The organism is Gymnodinialimonas sp. JB5-7 (assembly GCF_055693405.1).
In genome coordinates this window covers 972380-989947 of sequence record NZ_JBVFUX010000012.1, presented here as the reverse complement: position 1 = coordinate 989947, position 17568 = coordinate 972380, and the positions used below count along the sequence as shown (strand labels likewise).

At 63.6% G+C, this 17568-nt stretch carries 8 protein-coding genes and 5 pseudogenes; 4 read left to right on the top strand and 9 right to left on the bottom strand.

The genetic code is table 11. The features are described from left to right. Positions 1-14: 14 nt before the first annotated feature. The 5 genes and pseudogenes from ACZ1HK_RS13245 to ACZ1HK_RS13225 form a co-directional block, all read right to left on the bottom strand. Entirely contained in the window at positions 15-1067 is a 1053-nt protein-coding gene (locus tag ACZ1HK_RS13245; RefSeq protein ID WP_472629098.1) for a lipocalin-like domain-containing protein, read from the bottom strand. Continuing rightward, positions 1067-2116 carry an ABC transporter permease gene (locus tag ACZ1HK_RS13240; protein ID WP_472629097.1) on the bottom strand — a complete coding sequence of 350 codons (1050 nt, stop codon included), beginning with the start codon at positions 2114-2116 and terminating at the stop codon, positions 1067-1069. The genes ACZ1HK_RS13245 and ACZ1HK_RS13240 overlap by 1 nt, the downstream gene beginning before the upstream one ends. Continuing rightward, the gene (locus ACZ1HK_RS13235) at positions 2116-2871 is read right to left on the bottom strand and encodes an FtsX-like permease family protein (protein WP_472629096.1); all 756 of its coding nucleotides are present in this window, start codon (positions 2869-2871) and stop codon (positions 2116-2118) included. The genes ACZ1HK_RS13240 and ACZ1HK_RS13235 overlap by 1 nt, the downstream gene beginning before the upstream one ends. Continuing rightward, positions 2822-3460: a hypothetical protein gene (locus tag ACZ1HK_RS13230; RefSeq protein WP_472629095.1), complete on the bottom strand. Its 639-nt coding sequence runs from the start codon at positions 3458-3460 to the stop codon at positions 2822-2824. Before ACZ1HK_RS13230 ends, ACZ1HK_RS13235 begins: the two co-directional genes overlap by 50 nt. A 2-nt stretch (positions 3461-3462) precedes the next feature. Next, positions 3463-4121 (bottom strand): annotated as a pseudogene (locus tag ACZ1HK_RS13225) (ABC transporter ATP-binding protein). Between the two features lie 94 nt (positions 4122-4215). On the opposite strand from ACZ1HK_RS13225, the gene ACZ1HK_RS13220 reads away from it, so the two are divergent. Continuing rightward, the gene (locus ACZ1HK_RS13220) at positions 4216-4527 is read left to right on the top strand and encodes a hypothetical protein (protein ID WP_472629094.1); all 312 of its coding nucleotides are present in this window, start codon (positions 4216-4218) and stop codon (positions 4525-4527) included. A gap of 304 nt (positions 4528-4831) precedes the next feature. Here the strand turns inward: ACZ1HK_RS13220 and ACZ1HK_RS13215 are convergent, their stop codons facing one another. Continuing rightward, positions 4832-5446 (bottom strand): MarR family winged helix-turn-helix transcriptional regulator, encoded by a 615-nt coding sequence (locus tag ACZ1HK_RS13215; RefSeq protein ID WP_472629093.1) that lies wholly within the window; start codon positions 5444-5446, stop codon positions 4832-4834. Positions 5447-5749: 303 nt separating this feature from the next. Here ACZ1HK_RS13215 and ACZ1HK_RS13210 point away from each other — a divergent pair. The 3 pseudogenes from ACZ1HK_RS13210 to ACZ1HK_RS13200 all read left to right on the top strand — a co-directional run bounded on the left by ACZ1HK_RS13210 (position 5750) and on the right by ACZ1HK_RS13200 (position 9846). After that, positions 5750-6938: pseudogene (locus ACZ1HK_RS13210) on the top strand (phosphoserine transaminase). 70 nt (positions 6939-7008) lie between these two features. Next, positions 7009-8606, top strand: a pseudogene (gene serA, locus ACZ1HK_RS13205) (phosphoglycerate dehydrogenase). A 63-nt stretch (positions 8607-8669) separates the two neighbouring features. Beyond that, positions 8670-9846, top strand: a pseudogene (locus tag ACZ1HK_RS13200) (acetyl-CoA C-acyltransferase family protein). Positions 9847-9910: 64 nt separating this feature from the next. Here ACZ1HK_RS13200 and ACZ1HK_RS13195 read toward each other — a convergent pair. The 3 genes and pseudogenes from ACZ1HK_RS13195 to ACZ1HK_RS13185 all read right to left on the bottom strand — a co-directional run bounded on the left by ACZ1HK_RS13195 (position 9911) and on the right by ACZ1HK_RS13185 (position 17385). After that, entirely contained in the window at positions 9911-10165 is a 255-nt protein-coding gene (locus ACZ1HK_RS13195) for a hypothetical protein (protein WP_472629092.1), read from the bottom strand. Then, positions 10158-11954, bottom strand: a complete 1797-nt coding sequence (gene pbpC / locus ACZ1HK_RS13190) for a penicillin-binding protein 1C (RefSeq protein ID WP_472629091.1) — start codon at positions 11952-11954, stop codon at positions 10158-10160. Before pbpC ends, ACZ1HK_RS13195 begins: the two co-directional genes overlap by 8 nt. Then, positions 11951-17385, bottom strand: a pseudogene (locus tag ACZ1HK_RS13185) (MG2 domain-containing protein). Before ACZ1HK_RS13185 ends, pbpC begins: the two are co-directional and overlap by 4 nt. Between the last annotated feature and the right edge of the window lie 183 nt (positions 17386-17568).

The window sequence follows — 17568 nt, the reverse complement described above, 5'->3', positions numbered from 1 at the left end:
CGGTTGGGCTCTGATCATTCATATCCGGTCATCTCCAGATAGCCGCGGCCGGTATGGCTGCCGGTGAAGGTGATCGGGCCTTCCCAGTAAGGAAAGCTGGTGTCCATCCAGCTTTGAGCGTTGATGGGTGTTGTCTGAATATCGATACCTCGAACAGGAAAGGTGAGCTGCCATTGGGTGGGAATAGTGCGGCCTGCGACCTGCGTCGTGGCCAGCGGTGTGAGCGCGATATGGCCGTCGCCATAGCTTTCGGTGGTGCCATCGGCGTTGATCCATGTGGCGGAGGTGAAGGTGCCACCTTCGGTGCTGCGCAGCGCGAACGCCATCATGCGGGCACCACCTTCGAATTGAAGCGAGAACCAATCCCAGCCCATTTGATCGTCGCTGAGCGGTTGCGACGACCATTCCCGGTCAAGCCAGGCGGTGCCTGTAACGGGAATATCTCCGTCGGGTAGGTTGAGCGTGCCTGTGACGGCGTAGAAGGGCTGCGAATAGTAGTAGCTTGCCTGCCCTTGGGCGCTTTTGACGGAATAGCCGCCGTCGCCGTGGAAAATGAGGGGGCCATTGGCGGTGAGGTTGAGGTCATAGGCGAAATTCGAGCCGCGCGCGGTGAGGTGCAGGGCATCATAGGCATCGCCATCGGTGGCGGTTGAGGCCATGTGCCAATCGTCGATCCGGGCGTGGAACGGATCAGACGATACGCCTGCCTGTCCGATTCCGCCGCGCGCAAGACGCTCGGCACTGAAATGGGCGGTTGGGGTGGTGAGGCCCGCGTGCCCCATGAAGAGCTGCGGGGCGGTCCAATCGGAGGATGTTTCAGGCTCTAACGCGGTGCGAAACAGGGTCCATTGAATGCCGTAATCCGTGCCGTCCATGCCCTGCAACGTGGCGGTCAGATACCACCATTCGATGCGATATTCCGGGTGGGGGCCGTGATCTTCGGGGAAGGTGAACACCGGATTCGGTTGGGGGATCGCGAAGCCATCGGCCTGCGTGCCGAGGCCGGCAAACCCTTGGGCGTGGGCCTGGCCGAGCGTGAGAAGCAGGATCAGGGCGAAACGGCGCATCAGCGTTCCTGTGCGAAGATTTGGGTCAGGCGGGCGGGCGGAATGCGTGCGAGGCGCAGGGCGGGGCCAAGCGCTGCGAGGCCGGCTGCGATGAGGGCGAGTGCGAAGAGGCGCGCCCAATCGCCGGGGAAGAGCTGCATTGGCAGGCGCCACCCGAAGGCTTCAACGTTAACCAGGGCCAGCAAGACCCAGGCCAGTGACAGGCCCACGGGGAGGGCGAAGAGGAAGGTCAGCATCGCAAGCCCGAGCGCGCGGATGAGTTCGACCTTGGCCAAAGTCGCGCGGGACGTGCCGATGGCCCAGAGCGGGGCCAGTTGCGGCAAGCGCAGATTGGCGAGGGTCAGCAGGCTCGTCAAAAGTGCGACGCCAGCGACGCCGAGGGTGAGGATGTTGAGCGCGCCCGTCACCAGGAAGGTTTGATCAAACACCTCAATGGAGAAGGCTTTGACCTGATCCTGATTGGTGACGGCATCGGCAGGCAGGCTAAATTCTTCGCGCAGCCGACTTGCCATGGCCGGTGCCTGCTCTGGGTTGATGCGAATGGCGAAGCGAAATGGCTGAACCTCTGGATAAGTGTCTGCAAAGCGGTTTAGAGACACAATAGCCTGCCCGTTTGGGTTTCCGTAGTCGGAATAGACGCCAACGATTGGAAGGCCTTCCGCGATGGGCAACAGGTCGCCGGGCGAGAGGTTTTCCCGGCGCGCGAGTTGTTCATTGATCAGCGCCGCATTGCCTGTGGCGAGTTGATCCCAGGGGTTCTCAGATTGCGCGAGAAGGGGCCAGGCTTGGCGATAGGTCGGGTGGTCGACCACGCCGAAGACCTGTGCGGGGCGGTCGAACAATCGTTGATCTGCCGACACGATTGGAAGGATGGCGTCCACGTCGGGCCTGATCGCGTCCATCAGGAAGGCGGCCTCGGACGGATCAGCTGCAGTGACGTAGAGCTCCGACGCGAGGCGTTGATCGAGCCAGCCGATGAACGTGCTGCGAAAGCTGCCGACCATCGTGGAGACGCCGATATTCGCGGAGAGCGCCAGCAGGAGTGCCATCAGAGCCAAGGACAGGCCAGGAATTTGCTGTCGGGTGTCGGCGAGCACCCATTCGCTGAACGCGCCGCGCGCTGGGCAAAAACCTGAGCGACGACGCTCATCACGCCGGGGAGGATCAGGGCCGCGCCAATGAGGAGGGCGGCGAGGCAGAGGAAGGCCGCGATGAGGCCATGGCCGAAGAGGGCGAGCATTGTGGCCAAGCCGAAGAGCGCCAACGCAGCAACGGTCTGAACACGCATGGCCCGGCCTGATGCCTGCGCCCAGGCCCGAGGGAGGGCGGGCGCAAGAAGGGGCATGCGGGCCGTGCGGATCATGGCCTGAACGGCGGCGGCTGCGGCACCAAGCCAAGTGATGAAAAGGGCCGAAAGTGCCCAATAGGGATCAAACCGAAGGATACCTTCGACCTCCGCTCCATAAAGGCCGCGCAGCGTTCCAGCGACGCCCGGCATGAGGGCAGCCGCAATGAGGTAGCCCATGAAGATGCCAATGAGCCCCGCGACGAGCGCGATGGCGGCAAGTTCGATCCCCAGCGCCAGCAAGACCGTGCGCAGCGGCGTGCCGAGCGCGCGCAGGGTTCGGATGGACGCGCGGCGCTGTTCAAACGCCAGCCCGATGGCGGCGTGCACAATGAAGAGGCCAACGCCGAAGCTGAGAAAGCCGAAGGCCGTCAGGTTCAGGTGGAAGGAGTCGGTCAGGCGAGAGATGTCATTTGCCGTCTCGGGCGCGCGCAGCTGAAGATCGGTTGCGTCGGCCAACGGCGGCAGGCCAAAGGGCTGTTGCGGGGCGATCGAGCAGGTAGGACGGGTCGGTTTGGCCCAAAAGGCGCGCGGCGGTCGAGATATCCGTTATCGCGGCGGCCAGGGGGACATCGCTTGAGATGGTGATCGGGGGCAGATCGGTGGGCAGTGGGCCGTTTGCGGTTGCCTCCGACACGAGAAGCAGACCGGGGGCCGTGAAGAAAGTGCTCAAATCCAAGTCGCCGTCCAGTGCGGGGCCTTGAGCGGCGGCAGGTGCTGTCAGCGGGTCAATTCCCAACACGCGCAGGCGGCCATTGCTGTCGCGAAGCTCACCGGAGATCACGGGAGAGACGAGGTAACCGGCAGATCGGAGCGCGAGGTAGGTGTCGAGCGGCACGGGGCGGCCATCGGCGCGTTCGAGGCGCGCAAGCTGATCCTGACCAAGGGTGGCGGCCGCCCTGTCGTAGGCTGATCGTGCCTCTGCATTGATGGCCTGGACACCCGACCACAGGGCTGTTGCCAAGGCCAGACCAATGGCCAGCATCGCCAGCTGCCCGGGGCGGCGCTTCCAATGTGAAGAAAGGCTCTGAATAGCGGTGTAGAGCATGTTCAGACCGCTTCCAAAACGCCGCGCGACAGGTGGATGCGGTGAGATAGGCGGGCGGCAAGCCGGGTGGAATGGGTGACCATCAAGAGGCCTGCATTGGTATCGGCGACCAGATCAAGCAGAAGGGAGAGGACGGCATCGCCGGTTTCTTCATCGAGGTTACCGGTCGGCTCATCGGCAAGGATCAGGGCGGGCCGGGGGCCAGTGCACGGGCGATGGCGACGCGTTGCTGTTGTCCGCCGGACAGTTGCTCGGGGTAGCGGGTGGTAAGATCGTCCAGGCCAAGGCGCTGGGCGAGTTCCGTGCAGAACGCCGCATCGTGTCGCCCCGCGAGGCGGGCCTGCAGCGCAATGTTGGCCCCGACGTTGAGGGACGGGACAAGGTTGAACTGTTGAAAGATCAGCCCGATCTGCGTGCGCCGCGCGGATGCTCGCGCGGCATCGTCCAATTGGCCGATGTCCTGGCCCTGCACCATGACCTGCCCGCTGTCGGGTCGGTCCAACCCGCCTGCAAGATGCAGAAGCGTGGATTTGCCGGATCCGCTTTCGCCCGTCAGGGCGAGGGTTTCGCCCACATCCATGCCAATCGAGACGCCCGCAAGCACGGGGGTTTCGTCATAGGATTTGTGGATGTCACGCAGATCGAGCAGAGGGCTTTCCATAGGCGCAGATGTAGCAGGCCGGGTCCGCTTCGCCACGGGCCATTGCGCGGGCGGCGGTTTTGCCGCAGGTTTCGAGCGAGCAAGGGAGCGCCGGATGATCACGGATTGGGATGACGCCTATGCCAATGGGGCACATATCGCGGATGCGGATGCTATTCTGGCACGGTGGAAGAAGGAGGCGCCGCGGGTCTACCGGACCCTTGCGCCGGAGCGGATTGAGACGGGGCCTCGGCCGAGGCAGTTTGTGGATCTCTCTAGACCCGAAACCGCGCAACAGGGCCTGACATTTTTTGTGCATGGGGGGTACTGGATGGCCTTTGAGGGCCGTGACTTCGCCCATGTTGTGACGGGTCTCGCTGTCGCATGGTCAGGCCGTTGGAGCGATCACCTATACGCTTGCCCCTGAGGCGCGGATTTCCGAGATCACGGCGGAAATTGCGCAAGCGGTTGAGGCTGCGGCCGCTTTGGTTGAGGGGCCGATCCGGCTGGTGGGCCATTCTGCCGGCGGGCATTTGGTGACGCGGATGGTGTGTGAGGGGGTCTTGCCTGCACCTGTCCTGGACCGGGTGGCGCATGTGATCTCAATCTCTGGGGTGCATGATTTGCGCCCGCTGTTGCGCACGCGGATGAACGAAACGCTGCGATTGACGCCAGAGGAGGCGGTGCGGGAAAGCCCGGCCCTTTTGACCCCGGCCAGCGGCGTGCGCGTGTCATGTGTCGTGGGCGCCGAGGAGCGGCCCGAATTCCGCAGGCAGTCCGCGTTGTTGGCCAATATCTGGACGGGGTTGGGGGCGCGCATGCAGGCGATTGAGCTGCCGGGCGAAAATCACTTCAGCATTCTGGAGGGCCTGGAAGACCCGAATGCGGAGTTGTGCCGTTTGGTGATGGGCTAGAATTCGGTCAAACAGGGCGGAGATCGCCGTCTTGAGCTGTGCCCGATCTTCGGGGCCGAGCGCGTCCAGCATCCGGCTTTCGGCTGCGAGGGCCGCGGATTTCAGGCGGGAGACTTCTTCCGTTCCGTGATCTGAGAGGCGGACAACCAGCCTGCGGCGATCGGCCTTGTCGCGGATGACCGAGATCATATCGAGGTCTTCCAACCGGCGCTGCGCGCGGCTGACCCGGGCTGCATCCATGGCCGTAAGGATGCACAGATCGTGGGATGAGCAGGGCTGGTTCGATGGCAAAGCCATCATGATGCGCCATTCGGGCACTTGCAGGCCGGCATCTTCCATGACGCGTGCAAACATCCGTGCAGACAGCACCGACATTTGAAACGGCAGAAACTCGGACAGGTCAAATGTCAGAGACTGGGATTGGTCTTTCATGGGGACCACCTTTGCCACACGCAGGAGAATACAACCCTAACGATAGCGGCCTGTCTGATGGCGGCGCAAGAAAAATGTCAGGCAAAGTTGACATTTAGCCGGTTTTAGCCGGGCCAATCTATCGAAATTGCAATTCCGATAGATTGTGCGCTGGGTTTCCGATGGTGAACAGCGGGAATTGGGAAAAGGACAAAAACGACCGCCTGGCACGTTTTTCCGGCTTGTCCCCAAACCGCGCCTGCTTATGCCCGGCGGTGGGACACCCCTCCCCAACGAGGGGCGCATATCTGTGAGGATACCATTATGACCACGACCCAACCGGCCCCACGGCCGGACGTGAAGCCGTCGAGATCCGAAATTTTCGTCTGGCCCCTGCACCAAACCCCCCACCTGGACCCCTGACGCCCTCCGCACAGGCGCCGCTTGGGCGGTCGCACCGTGCGGCTGTCGGCAAGGACCTTGCTGCAGTCCGTCATCGGCACCGTACCGGCCACCATGCTCGGCGTGCCAGAGATAGCTACAAGTGTGGGCATCGTTCCGGCCTCGGACACGGGCGCTGTGGAGATGGCGATGTGGTCGATGCTGGGCGCTCGGCCTTGCACGATGCTTGCATGGGAAAGCTTTGGCGCGGGCTGGGTGACGGATGTGGTCAAGCAGCTGAAGCTGGACGCCACGGTCACGACGGCCGAATACGGCGAGCTGCCCGATCTGGCCGCGGTCGATTGGGATACCGATGTGGTCTTCACCTGGAACGGCACGACATCAGGCGTGCGCGTCCCGAACGGCGACGTGATCCCGGCGGATCGCGCGGGGCTGACGATCTGCGACGCAACCAGCGCGGCCTTCGCGCAGGACTTGCCGTGGGACAAGCTGGATGTTGTCACCTTCTCCTGGCAGAAGGTGATGGGTGGCGAAGGGTGCGCATGGTGTGCTGATCCTGAGCCCGCGCGCGGTGGAGCGGCTGGAAAGCTACACACCACCATGGCCACTGCCGAAGATTTTCCGTCTGACCAAGGGCGGTAAGCTGATCGACGGGTATCTTCGGCGGTGCGACGATCAACACGCCATCCATGCTGTGTGTCGAGGATTACGCACTTTGCGCTGGAATGGGCCGAAAGCCTGGGTGGCCTGCCCGCGCTTGCGCGCCCGGGCCGATGCCAACGCGCAAGCCGATCTGGGACTTCTGCGACGACGCGCGATTGGATCGAGAACCTGGCGGTTGATCCGGCGACCCGGTCGAACACGTCCGTTTGCCTGAAGTTCACCGACCCGCGCATTCGTGGACGGGGAAGCGTTTGCCAAGGCCGTGGCCAAGCGGTTGATGATCGGAACATGCGTCGCGCTTCGACGTCGGGTCCTATCGCGATGCGCCTGCCGGGCCTGCGCATCTGGTGCGGTGCAACGGTTGAGACCTTCGGACATCGAGGCGATGCTGCCCTGGCTCGACTGGGCCTTCCACGCCGAGATCGACGCACAAGCCGTCGCTGCCTGACCTGCCCATCTTTGTTCCAAATACAATTCTCGATCTGCCCAATGTGCAGACCCCGAAATGAGTGCCTGACATGGCCCCCAAAGTCCTCGTCTCAGACAAGCTGAGTGAAACCGCCGTCCAGATATTCCGGGATCGCGGCATCGACGTGACCTTCGACCCGAGCATCGGCAAGGATAAGGAGAAGCTCCTGTCCGTGATTGATCAGTATGATGGTCTTGCCATCCGGTCCGCCACCAAGGTGACGGAGAAGATCATTGCGCAAGCTGATCGCCTTAAAGTTGTGGGTCGCGCCGGGATTGGGGTCGACAATGTCGACATTCCCAATGCGTCGAAGAAGGGCATCATCGTGATGAACACGCCCTTCGGGAACATGATCACCACGGCGGAACATGCGATTGCCATGATGTTTGCCGTGGCGCGGCAGATCCCGGAGGCCAGCGCCTCGACCCATGCGGGCAAATGGGAGAAGTCGAAATTCATGGGCGTCGAGCTGACCGGCAAGACTCTGGGCGTGATTGGCGCGGGCAATATCGGCGGGATCGTGTGTGAACGTGGCGTTGGCCTGCGCATGAAGGTGATCGCCTATGATCCATTCCTGAGCGAAGAGCGTGCGGCGAAACTGGGTGTAACCAAGGTGGAGTTGGACGAGCTGTTCGCGCGCTCTGACTTCATCACGCTGCACGTTCCGGCGACCGACAAGACGCGGGGCATGATCTCAGCCGAAGCGATTGCCACGATGAAGAAGGGCGTGCGCATTGTGAACTGCGCCCGCGGTGGTTTGGTCGATGAAGAGGCGCTGGCCGAGGCATTGAAATCCGGCCATGTCGCGGGTGCGGCGTTTGATGTGTTCGCGGTGGAGCCTGCGACCGACAGCCCGCTGTTCAACCTGCCGAACGTCGTTGTGACGCCTCACTTGGGCGCGGCGACGACCGAGGCGCAGGAGAATGTGGCGTTGCAGGTGGCGGAACAGATGTCGGATTACCTGCTGACGGGTGCGGTTTCGAATGCGCTGAACATGCCGAGCGTGACCGCCGAGGAAGCCGCCGTGATGGGGCCGTGGGTGAAGCTGGCCGAGCATCTGGGTGCCTTTGTGGGCCAGTTGACCGATGAGCCGATTAAGAGCATCGAGATCGTCTATAACGGGGTGGTCACGGGCATGAACCTGAAGGCGCTGGATTGCGCGGCAATTGCCGGTGTGATGAAGGCCACGAACCCGGATGTGAACATGGTGTCGGCCCCTGTGATTGCAAAGGAGCGTGGGATCGAGCTGAGCCCAGACCACGCAGGACAAGACCGGCGTGTTCGACGGCTATATCCGGCTGGTGGTCAAGACGGACAAGCGGGAGCGGTCCATTGCGGGCACGTGCTTCAGCGATGGCAAGCCGCGCTTCATCCAGATCAAGGGCATCAATATTGATGCCGAGATCGGGGCAGCATATGCTCTACACCACCAACGAGGACGTGCCCGGGATCATCGGTGCGCTGGGTCAGACGATGGGGGCAAACGACGTCAACATCGCAAACTTTACGCTGGGCCGGTCGGGTCCGAAGGGTGAGGCGATTGCGCTTTTGTACCTCGACGCGCCGCCGCCTGCGAAGGCGTTGAAGGATCTGATGGACACGGGGCTGTTCCAAAGCGTGCAGCCGTTGCAGTTCGACGCGGCGTAAAATTGGCGCTCGCTGCTGATTGATGCTCTAACCCTTCGCAAGCAATTGCGGAGGGTTTTTCATATGGACGAGATCGTGATCCTGTCGGGCGCACGCACGGCGATTGGGACATTTGGCGGATCGCTGGCGGGCACGACGCCAATTGACACAGGTGCTGTTGCGGCGAAGGCGGCGCTGGAGCGGGCGGGTGTGGATGGCGGCCAGATCGGGCACGTTACCTTTGGCCATGTGATCAACACCGAACCGCGCGACATGTATCTGAGCCGCGTTGCCGCGATGCAGGCGGGCGTGCCGGAAACGGTTCCAGCGATGAACGTGAACCGGCTTTGTGGGTCCGGCGCGCAGGCGATTGTCAGCGTGATTCAGTCGCTTGCGATGGGGGATGCCGATTTTGGCTTGGCCGGTGGTGCGGAAAGCATGAGCCGGTCACCTTACGTGATCCCGCAAGCGCGGTTCGGGCAGAAGATGGGGGACGTCAAGACGCTCGACATGATGCTGGGCGCTTTGAACTGCCCGTTTGGGACGGGGCATATGGGCGTGACGGCTGAGAATGTCGCGGATGAGCATGACGTGACGCGGGAGCAGATGGATGCCTTCGCCATGGCCTCGCAGGAGCGCGCGGCGAACGCCATTGAGCAGGGGTATTTTGCGGATCAGATCGTGCCGGTTGAGGTGCGTTTGAAGCGCGACATGGTGCCGTTTGAGGTGGATGAGCATCCCAAGGCGACGTCGCTGGAGGCTTTGGCCGGGCTGCGCGCGGTGTTTCAGAAAGACGGGCGTGTGACGGCGGGCAATGCCAGCGGCATCAACGATGGCGCGGCAGCATTGGTGCTGGCACGCGGCGAGGCGGCGGAAAAGGCCGGCCTGACGCCAAGGGCGCGCGTGCTGGGCTATGCCCATGCCGGTGTGCGGCCTGAGGTGATGGGGATTGGTCCAGTGCCCGCAGTGGAAAACCTGTTGGCGAAGACCGGCCTCAGCATCGGGGATTTCGATGTGATCGAGATCCAATGAGGCCTTCGCGGCGCAAGCGATTGCGGTGAACAAGGGGCTTGGTCTGGACGCGGCGAAGGTGAACCCGAATGGCGGCGCGATTGCGCTGGGCCATCCAGTTGGCGCGACGGGTGCGATCATCACGGTGAAGGCGTTGTATGAGCTGGAGCGGATTGGTGGATCGAAGGCGCTGATCACGATGTGCATCGGCGGCGGTCAGGGCATTGCGCTGGCGATTGAGCGGGTGTGACGCGGCTAAGCGAGGGGCCAGCCCCTCGCGCTCCCCGGCATTTTCTCAGAACAAAGATGGGCGTTTAGTTCCTCACTTCGACTGAGCGGCTTTCGGCGCGGCCGGTGGCGTCGATGACCGTCAGCTCTCCGAAGCCGAGGCCAACATCCAGGGCAACCTCGCGGTCACGCAGGCCAACGCCGACCGGGGCGCCATTCCAGAGCCAGGTGAACGGCGCTTGCCCTTCGGCCACGCGCGCCACGACCGGCAGGTCCGGCTGGTAGGCCAGAACGGCGCCTTCGGGCGGGAAGGTGATGGCGGGGCCGTCGGTATCAGTCATGTCTGCCACTGGATCGAAGCGGCGCAAGGTTTCGGGCAGTTGCGCATTGGTCAGCGTCAGCGCGCCGGATGGCGGCGCGGGGCGCGGCGCGGGTCGGTCGCCGAGATGGGCAAACGCCTCGAACAACAGGGGCGCGGAGAGTTCTGCGCCAAAGGCCCCGGGCACCGAGGCCCCATCGGCGCGGCCCATCCAGACCCCGATCGACATGCTGCCCGTCGAACCCGAAGGCCCAGGCATCGCGGTGGCCGTAGCTGGTGCCCGTCTTGTAGCTGAGGCCCACGCGCGGGGCATTTGGCGGCGGGATGACGCCAGAGAGCATGTCGCCCAGATACCAGGCGGCGGTTTCTGACAGGATGCGCTGGCCTTCCCCCACGGCTTCGCCTTCACGCCAATGCAAGGGCGCCGCCACGCCGCCGCGCGCAATTCCCGCATAGAGGCGCAAGAGGTCCTCCATCGTGGTGCCGATGCCGCCGAGGGCAATGGCAAGGCCGGGTTCTTCGCCTAGCGGCAGGGACACGTCCATATCCGCGCGGCCCATGGCGGCGAGCATCTGGTGGGGGCCAACCTCATTCAACAGGGTTACGGCGGGGATATTCAGGGACAATTGCAGCGCCTCGGACGCGGTGACTTCGCCGCGAAAGACCTCATCAAAATTCTGCGGGGCGTAGCCCGCGATAGAGATCGGGCGATCTTGCACCAGCGTTTCGGGGTGGATCAGGCCTGCATCCATGGCGAGGCCGTAGATCAGCGGTTTGAGCGCAGAGCCGGGGGACCGGACGGCCTGGGTCATATCGACGAAGCCATCACGGGGGGTGTCGGTGTAGTCGGGGGAGCCGACACTGGCGAGCACTTCGCCTGTCTCATGATCCATGACCATGATAGCTGTGCTGATCTGCGGCCCAAGGCCGGTCACAGCGCGGGTGGCGAGCCGTTCCATTTGCGCCTGAAGGTCGCGGTCCAGGGTCAGATGATGCGTGCCTTGCGTGGGCCGTTCAAGAATGGCGCGATCGGCAAGATGGGCGGCCAGCGCGGGGAACGGGCGCCGCGCGGTCGGGATTGGCTCTTCCCGGGCCCAGGCGATTTGCGCCTCTGTCAGGTTGGTAAAGGTCACGGCCCGCGACAGGACCCGGTTTCGGGCAATCTCGGCGGCTTCGGGGAAGCGATCCGGGCGGCGAGAGTTCGGCGCTTGCGGAATGGCGACCAGCAGGGCGGATTGCGCAGCGGTCAGGCGATCAGGTTCCGTCCCGAACCAGGTGAGCGTTGCCGCGCGCACGCCTTCAAGATTGCCGCCATAGGGGGCAAGGTGGAGGTAGAGGGTCAGGATCTCCTCTTTGCGTAGATGGCGCTCAAGCGCCAGGGCCAGCCTGATCTGGCGGATCTTGCCGCCCCAGGCGCCGGTGCCTGGATCCTCCAACAGGCGGGCGACCTGCATAGTCAGAGTGGATCCGCCCGAAATCACGCGGCCCGTTGTGATGCGTTGGTAGGCGGCCCGGGCAAAGGCGCGGAGATCGACGCCGGGATGGGACCAGAAGCGGCGATCCTCGTAGGCCACCAGCATTTCGATGAAATCAGGATCTACCGCGTCGTAGCTGACCGGCAGGCGCCAGCGGCCATTCTCGACTGTGTAGGCGCGCAGCAGGTCGCCGTTGCGGTCCAGCACCTCCACGCCCGTTTCCAGGGTGAGGGGTGGAAGCGTCGTCCGGTCAATCCAATCGTCCACCCACAGCACCGCTCCGGCGACAAAAGTCACAATGAGGAGCACGAGGGTGGATGCGATCTGGCGGATCATTCGAGGATTTCAACAGTCCCTGAGGCAGTCTGTGCCCGGTATGTCGGGCGGTACATGTCTTCCACCGAGGCGGCGGGATGGTGGAAAGAGCCGGGCGTCACGGCGCGCACAATATAGGCGAGGCGAACTAGGTCGCTGTCGCCCCGCATATCGACGGCAGACAGGAAACGTTCCGCCCGGAATTCCGACATTTGCGGCGAGACGGGAAAATCGACGCCTTGCAAGGCTGAGACATCACCCGATTGCAGGAGGTTTGGATTGTCGATCTCGAAACCAGCGGGAAGGGGATCGTTGATCATCAGGCGCCCGTCTGGCGCACCCGTGCGGCGCACCTCCAACACCACGATCATGCGCGCGCCGAGGGGGACCTGCTGCGGATCGGTCGCGTCGCCCTCCAGCGTGAAGTAGTCGCGATCGATCCGGTAGCCGTTGCCGAACTGCGCGACGTCACCATAGGGCTGGCCGAAGCGGGTGAGGGTCAGAAGCTCCTCATTCGGGCCGGTGTTCTCAATGACACGGGCGGATGCTTCGCTCCCGTCCAGGACTTCGATGAGCGGGCCGGAAACCGGTGCGCCGTCGAGCGTAAGGGTCTGTGTGGCGGGATTGTCGATCAATGCATGGGCTGCGAGCAGGGACCAGACGGCCTCCTGTGTTGAAGCTTCGGCCACGGGGATGGCAATCTCAGGCATATAGGCGGGGACGTTGATGGTGTCGGATCCTGCCGCTGCGGCAAGGGCCACAAGGCCAGCGGCATCGCGTTGGCGGGTGCCGTAATCCGTGCGCCAGCCGGAGATCGCCCCGCCGTTGCCCGTAAGGGTCAGTCGCGCGAACCCTGCGGTGAACATGGCGTCGGCGCGTGGCTGATCGCCGTACATCGCAAGGGCGGCGCCCAGTTGGGCAAGGGCCAGTGGCGTCGCGAAATCCTGCGCTTTCACATCGGCATAGTACCGCAAATCCCCCATGGAGGCCTGCCCTTCGCGGGCCAGGACCATCAGCGCATAGGCAAGCCCTTCGCCCCCATTCTCGAAATCCGGATGACCGGCGATGCGATTGGCGAGATTATCGAGCGCGCTTTGGAAGGCGTTGGCGGGAACCCCATGCCCCTCGGCCCGCGCGCGGGAGAGGAAATCGGTGACATAGGCATCAAGCCACAGATCGCCCGACCCGGCGCGCCACAGGCCGAAGCTGCCATTGGCGCTTTGGTTCGTCAGGACGGACCGGATGGCGTCGGCGATACGGTCGTTGAGGTCATCTGCCGTCCCAAGCCCCATGATCTCGGCCACGGAGGAGAGGTACAGGAGGGGAAGGGCCTGGCTTGTGACCTGCTCGGTGCAGCCATAGGGGTATCGGTCGAGCCGTTGCAGAAGACCCGCCGCATCGAACCGCGCGAGCGGCCCGGCGAGATAGGGTCACGCGGGCGGTTTCAGGCCGGAAATCAGCGAAGGCATTGGCATCAAGTGTGAAGGATTGACCGGGCGCGAGGGTCAGCCGGGTGGTTTCAGCGACAAGCGGGTTATTGAGTTGCAGGGGGATCGAGACCTCTTGCGACAGCTCGGTTCCGTCTGGCGTGGTCAAGGTGATGGCGATCGTGGCGTCGCCCACGCGGTCAGCGGTCTGAAATACGATCGGGATACGTTGTGTCTGGCCTTCCGCAAGTGTGACTTCGGGGATCAACTGGCCAAAAAGCTGGATGCCCGTATTGGCGCTGAGCTCAAGCGGCATAGTTCCTGTGGGGCCTTCGGTATGGGTCACTTCCAGCAGAACCCGCGCGGTGTCACCGGGCGCGAGGAAGCGTGGAGCGGTGGCCGTGACGACCACCGGATCGCGAACAATGACATCCTGCGTCGCTTGCCCAACGCCGGTCTCGGACCAGGCGGTGGCCATGACGCGAACGGTGCCGTTGAACGCGGGCAGGTCAAAACTGGTGCGGGCATAGCCGTCATCGCCAACGGTCAGGGGGCCAGAGAAAAGCGCAACAAGGTCTTCGGTTGGCGGCGAGGCCTCCATCCGCAGGCCCGCGCCTGCATCGCCGCCCTGCCGGATGCGGCCTTCGGCGCCATCGCGGCTGTCGATCAAGCGGCCATAGAGATCGCGGAATGCCATGCCGAGGCGGCGCTGGCCGAAATAATGGCCCTGCGGATCGGGGGCCTCAAAACTGGTGAGGTTGAGGATCCCAAGATCAACGGCCGAGATGGTGGCGAACACCGTTTCGCCGGGCTGGGCGCCGTCGACGCGCAAAGTTACGTCCAGGGGGCCGCGGGGCCGCGTGACCTCAGGCAATTCCAGCGTTGCGTTCAAAGCGCGCGGACCCGGGTCGACGGCGGCATGTGCAATGCCGATGGCCCGAGTGGGAGCGGGTGTGTCGGCCTCCCCAAATGGGCGGATCAGGGATGCGGTGACATACGCTCCCGATCCCCAGTCTTCCGTGACCTGCAACGGGATGGTCATGGGCGAGCCTTCAAAGACCACGGATTCCCGGTGGATCAACGCGTTCGAGACGACCTGAACCGTCAATAACCCGCCGGACAGAGCCGAAACGCGCAGATTTGCCGTGTCGCCGGGGCGGTAGCTGTCTGCATCAAGCGTGACATCGAGGACGTCCGGTGTATCGCCGCCGTCGTCAGCGCCATAGAAGCCAGCGGAGAAGCCGACCGAACTGATCGTGAAGCCGCCAAAATCGCTTTCAACGCGAAGCTCGTACCGGCCCCAATCAATCGGCAGATCGAGGCGCGTGGGATCGCGGCCCAGGGTGACGTCACCTTCGGCAATGCGTTCGCGGGTGGTGACGGGGTCCCATGACCAATTGCCGTTCTGCCGGTACCATTGGTAGCGACGCTCAACCCGGTTCAGGGTCCACCGGGCGGGCATGGGATCGCCCGTGCCGATGGCGATAAGATCAAAGGGGGCGTCCACGCCTTCCGCCAACGTGCCGTCAAATAGGGGGCGGATGCCGATGGCGGGGCCGTCTGGCATGATCGTGACGGTTTCGCGCCGTTCCACCGGTCGGCCAGAGGCCTCTGAGATCTCTGCCGTGATCGTCAGCTGGCCGGGATAGGGCGCGCCAGAGAAGGCCGGGAATTCAAGGCCAACAGCCATGCGGCCCTGATTGTTGGTCTCGAACGGGCCGAAACTGGCGAATTCCGCGTCTGGTGGAGCGTCATGGCGTCCAAACGCGTAGCCGGGATGCGCGGGCAGGAATTGCGTTGGCCGCAGGGCCATGCGGCCGCTGATCGGAAGACCCTCAGCCGGTGCGCCGTAAAGGTAATTGGCGATGAAATCGGTGATCGGTGCGGCGCCAGGCGCAAAGGTTCGGGACGGAAGGCTGACGAACAGATCAAGCCGTTCCGGCAAGAAATCCTCGATCAGCAGGCGCGTTGTCGTCAGGGGTGCAGCATCTGGATCCGCATGGATCGCCAACCGCCACGTGCCGCGCGGCACCCCTGGCCCGGTGGGCAGGGAAAAGACGTAGCCGCCTGCGCCCTCATCCGTCAGCAAGGTTCGACTGTATTCGACGCCATCGGCGCGGGTCAGGATGGCGGTCAGGGGCAGGCCGGTTATGGCCTGGGCCTGCGGATCGCGGGCCAATGCGGTGGCATGGATCGTCTCACCCGCCCGGTAAACGCCCCGGTCGGTCGTAAGGAAGACATCGATGGGGCCCGCCGGTTCGCGCCCTTCAACGCCCCGGTCGGACAGATCGAACTCCGCCTCGCGCAGGGACAGGAAGGCAAGATCGGTGTCGCCGGTCCGTGCGATCAGAAGGGCGGGGGCCGCCCCGTCTTGCCCGGCGGCAATGTCGCCTTCGAAATGTGCGTAGCCGTCGGTATCTGTAATGGCTTCAGCCAACACACGGTTCGATTCTGAGACCAGATCAATTGCGACACCTTCGACAGGACGCGCGGTCGTCAGGGATGTGACGCTGACATGGACTCCGTCGACGCCGCTGGCCGAGGACAAGACCAAGATCGCTAACGAGGAACCATTGCGTGGCACCCCCTTCAGCTTCCCCGGCGCCGCCGACGCGAGCTTCCAACGCATAAAGGCCCGGCGCGCGGCCTTCCAGAACGGTGCCGATGGGAATGCGCGTGGTCACGCCACGGTTCTGCTCCATGGCCACTTCGGCCTCACCCTGCCAGACGGCTTCACCGATTTCGTCGGCGAAGCGATCAATCTGCCATTCCGCGAGCGGGCGACCGAAATAGCGATCCTGAAGGCTGCGCAGGATGTTGCGGTCGGAGACGTGGTAGAGGTTCAGGTCAACAAGGTCCGTATTGACGGCGACCAGCGGGATGGTCCCACCGGCAGAGGCCGGCAGGACATAGGCGCGGCCTGCAAAGCGTACGGAGGCGGCACGGTCCCGGACATATTGCTGAAGGGCTACGGGTTCGTGCAGCACCTCACCCGACGCGGCGGGCAATCCGGCGCGCAGGGTGAATTCCAGCCGTTCGCCGTGCGACACGCCCGAGATGCAAAGCTGCCGGCCCTCGGCCTCGACGGCGAGGCCGGGTTCGGTGGATTGCAGATAGTCGTCGTAGATCACGCCGCCCGCTGCGAGATCTTCGGAGAAGATGGCACAGATCCGGGGGAAGTCGGCTTCGACATCGACGCGCGTGTCGGTCACGCGAAAGCCGAACAGGCCACGAAGGCGGTTCGCCGCTTCTGTGCGTTGGTCTGACGGCGCATTGGCCACGGCCATGTCTGCCGCAAAGATCGCATCGCGCCCGCGCCCGTTCCGTTCAAGCGCCTCTGCAAGGAGGTCATTGGCAAGTGCCGTGGGTTCGCCCGGGTCGGCGCGGAGGGCCGCGTTGATTGCGGCCTGCAAGGCGCGCCGGTCGAATTGGCGCTGTTCCGATGAATTCTCAGCCTCGATCGCCAGAAGATAGGTCGCGTAGGTGATCCAATCATTGGCCTCGCCCTCTACCGTGATCGCGGCCCCGATACGTCGCATGGCGCCCACAATATCGCCCTCTGCAAAGGCGTTTTGTGCGCTACGGCGCCAATCCTCGGCCGGGAAGCGGCCGCCATAGTGGACAAGTCCCAAGGTGTCGGCCTGCGCATAGGCATCTTCGAAATCGGCACTGTTCAGGAAATCCATCGCAGCGCGGCGTTCCGTTGCGCGGGCGACGAGGCTCGCATCTGTTGCGCGGATCAGGCCGGAAAAGGCGCCTGCATAGGCCTCACTTTCGCCAATTGTCGACTTTGGAAAGCACGCGTTCGAGCGGCTGTTGAACGTGAAGGCAATACAGTCCGGGTCTGCCCGGCAGGCCGCGTCGCAGGCGGTCAGCGTGGTGTCGAAAATCGGGCGCATGTCGCCGCCCGGAAGGTCGGTATCGCGTAGGATGGTGATTGTCCGTTCTGGTATCGTCTGCGCTGCCAGCGGTGCGGACAGAAACAGCGAAAGACCGATGGCCCAAGCGACCGAAAAACGACGCATCCAAGGCACCCCACAAATTCATCAAACAATTCGTCGCGATGCTGCCATGCGCATCCGCGCGGAGTCCATGATTCCCCCTTGGCTATGGAGGATTCCCTGACTCGCCACCGGTGATTAACTGTATTTTCAGCGACTCCCCCAGAACATTCCACCGGACGAAACCCATTTGCGTGATGCATAAGA

Coding starts and splice junctions, on each gene's coding strand:
- ACZ1HK_RS13245 (WP_472629098.1), bottom strand. CDS start 1,067: ATGCGCCGTTTCGCCCTGATCCTGCTTCTCACGCTCGGCCAGGCCCAC.
- ACZ1HK_RS13240 (WP_472629097.1), bottom strand. CDS start 2,116: ATGGCACTCCTGCTGGCGCTCTCCGCGAATATCGGCGTCTCCACGATG.
- ACZ1HK_RS13230 (WP_472629095.1), bottom strand. CDS start 3,460: ATGCTCTACACCGCTATTCAGAGCCTTTCTTCACATTGGAAGCGCCGC.
- ACZ1HK_RS13220 (WP_472629094.1), top strand. CDS start 4,216: ATGATCACGGATTGGGATGACGCCTATGCCAATGGGGCACATATCGCG.
- ACZ1HK_RS13215 (WP_472629093.1), bottom strand. CDS start 5,446: ATGAAAGACCAATCCCAGTCTCTGACATTTGACCTGTCCGAGTTTCTG.
- ACZ1HK_RS13195 (WP_472629092.1), bottom strand. CDS start 10,165: ATGACTGATACCGACGGCCCCGCCATCACCTTCCCGCCCGAAGGCGCC.
- pbpC (WP_472629091.1), bottom strand. CDS start 11,954: ATGATCCGCCAGATCGCATCCACCCTCGTGCTCCTCATTGTGACTTTT.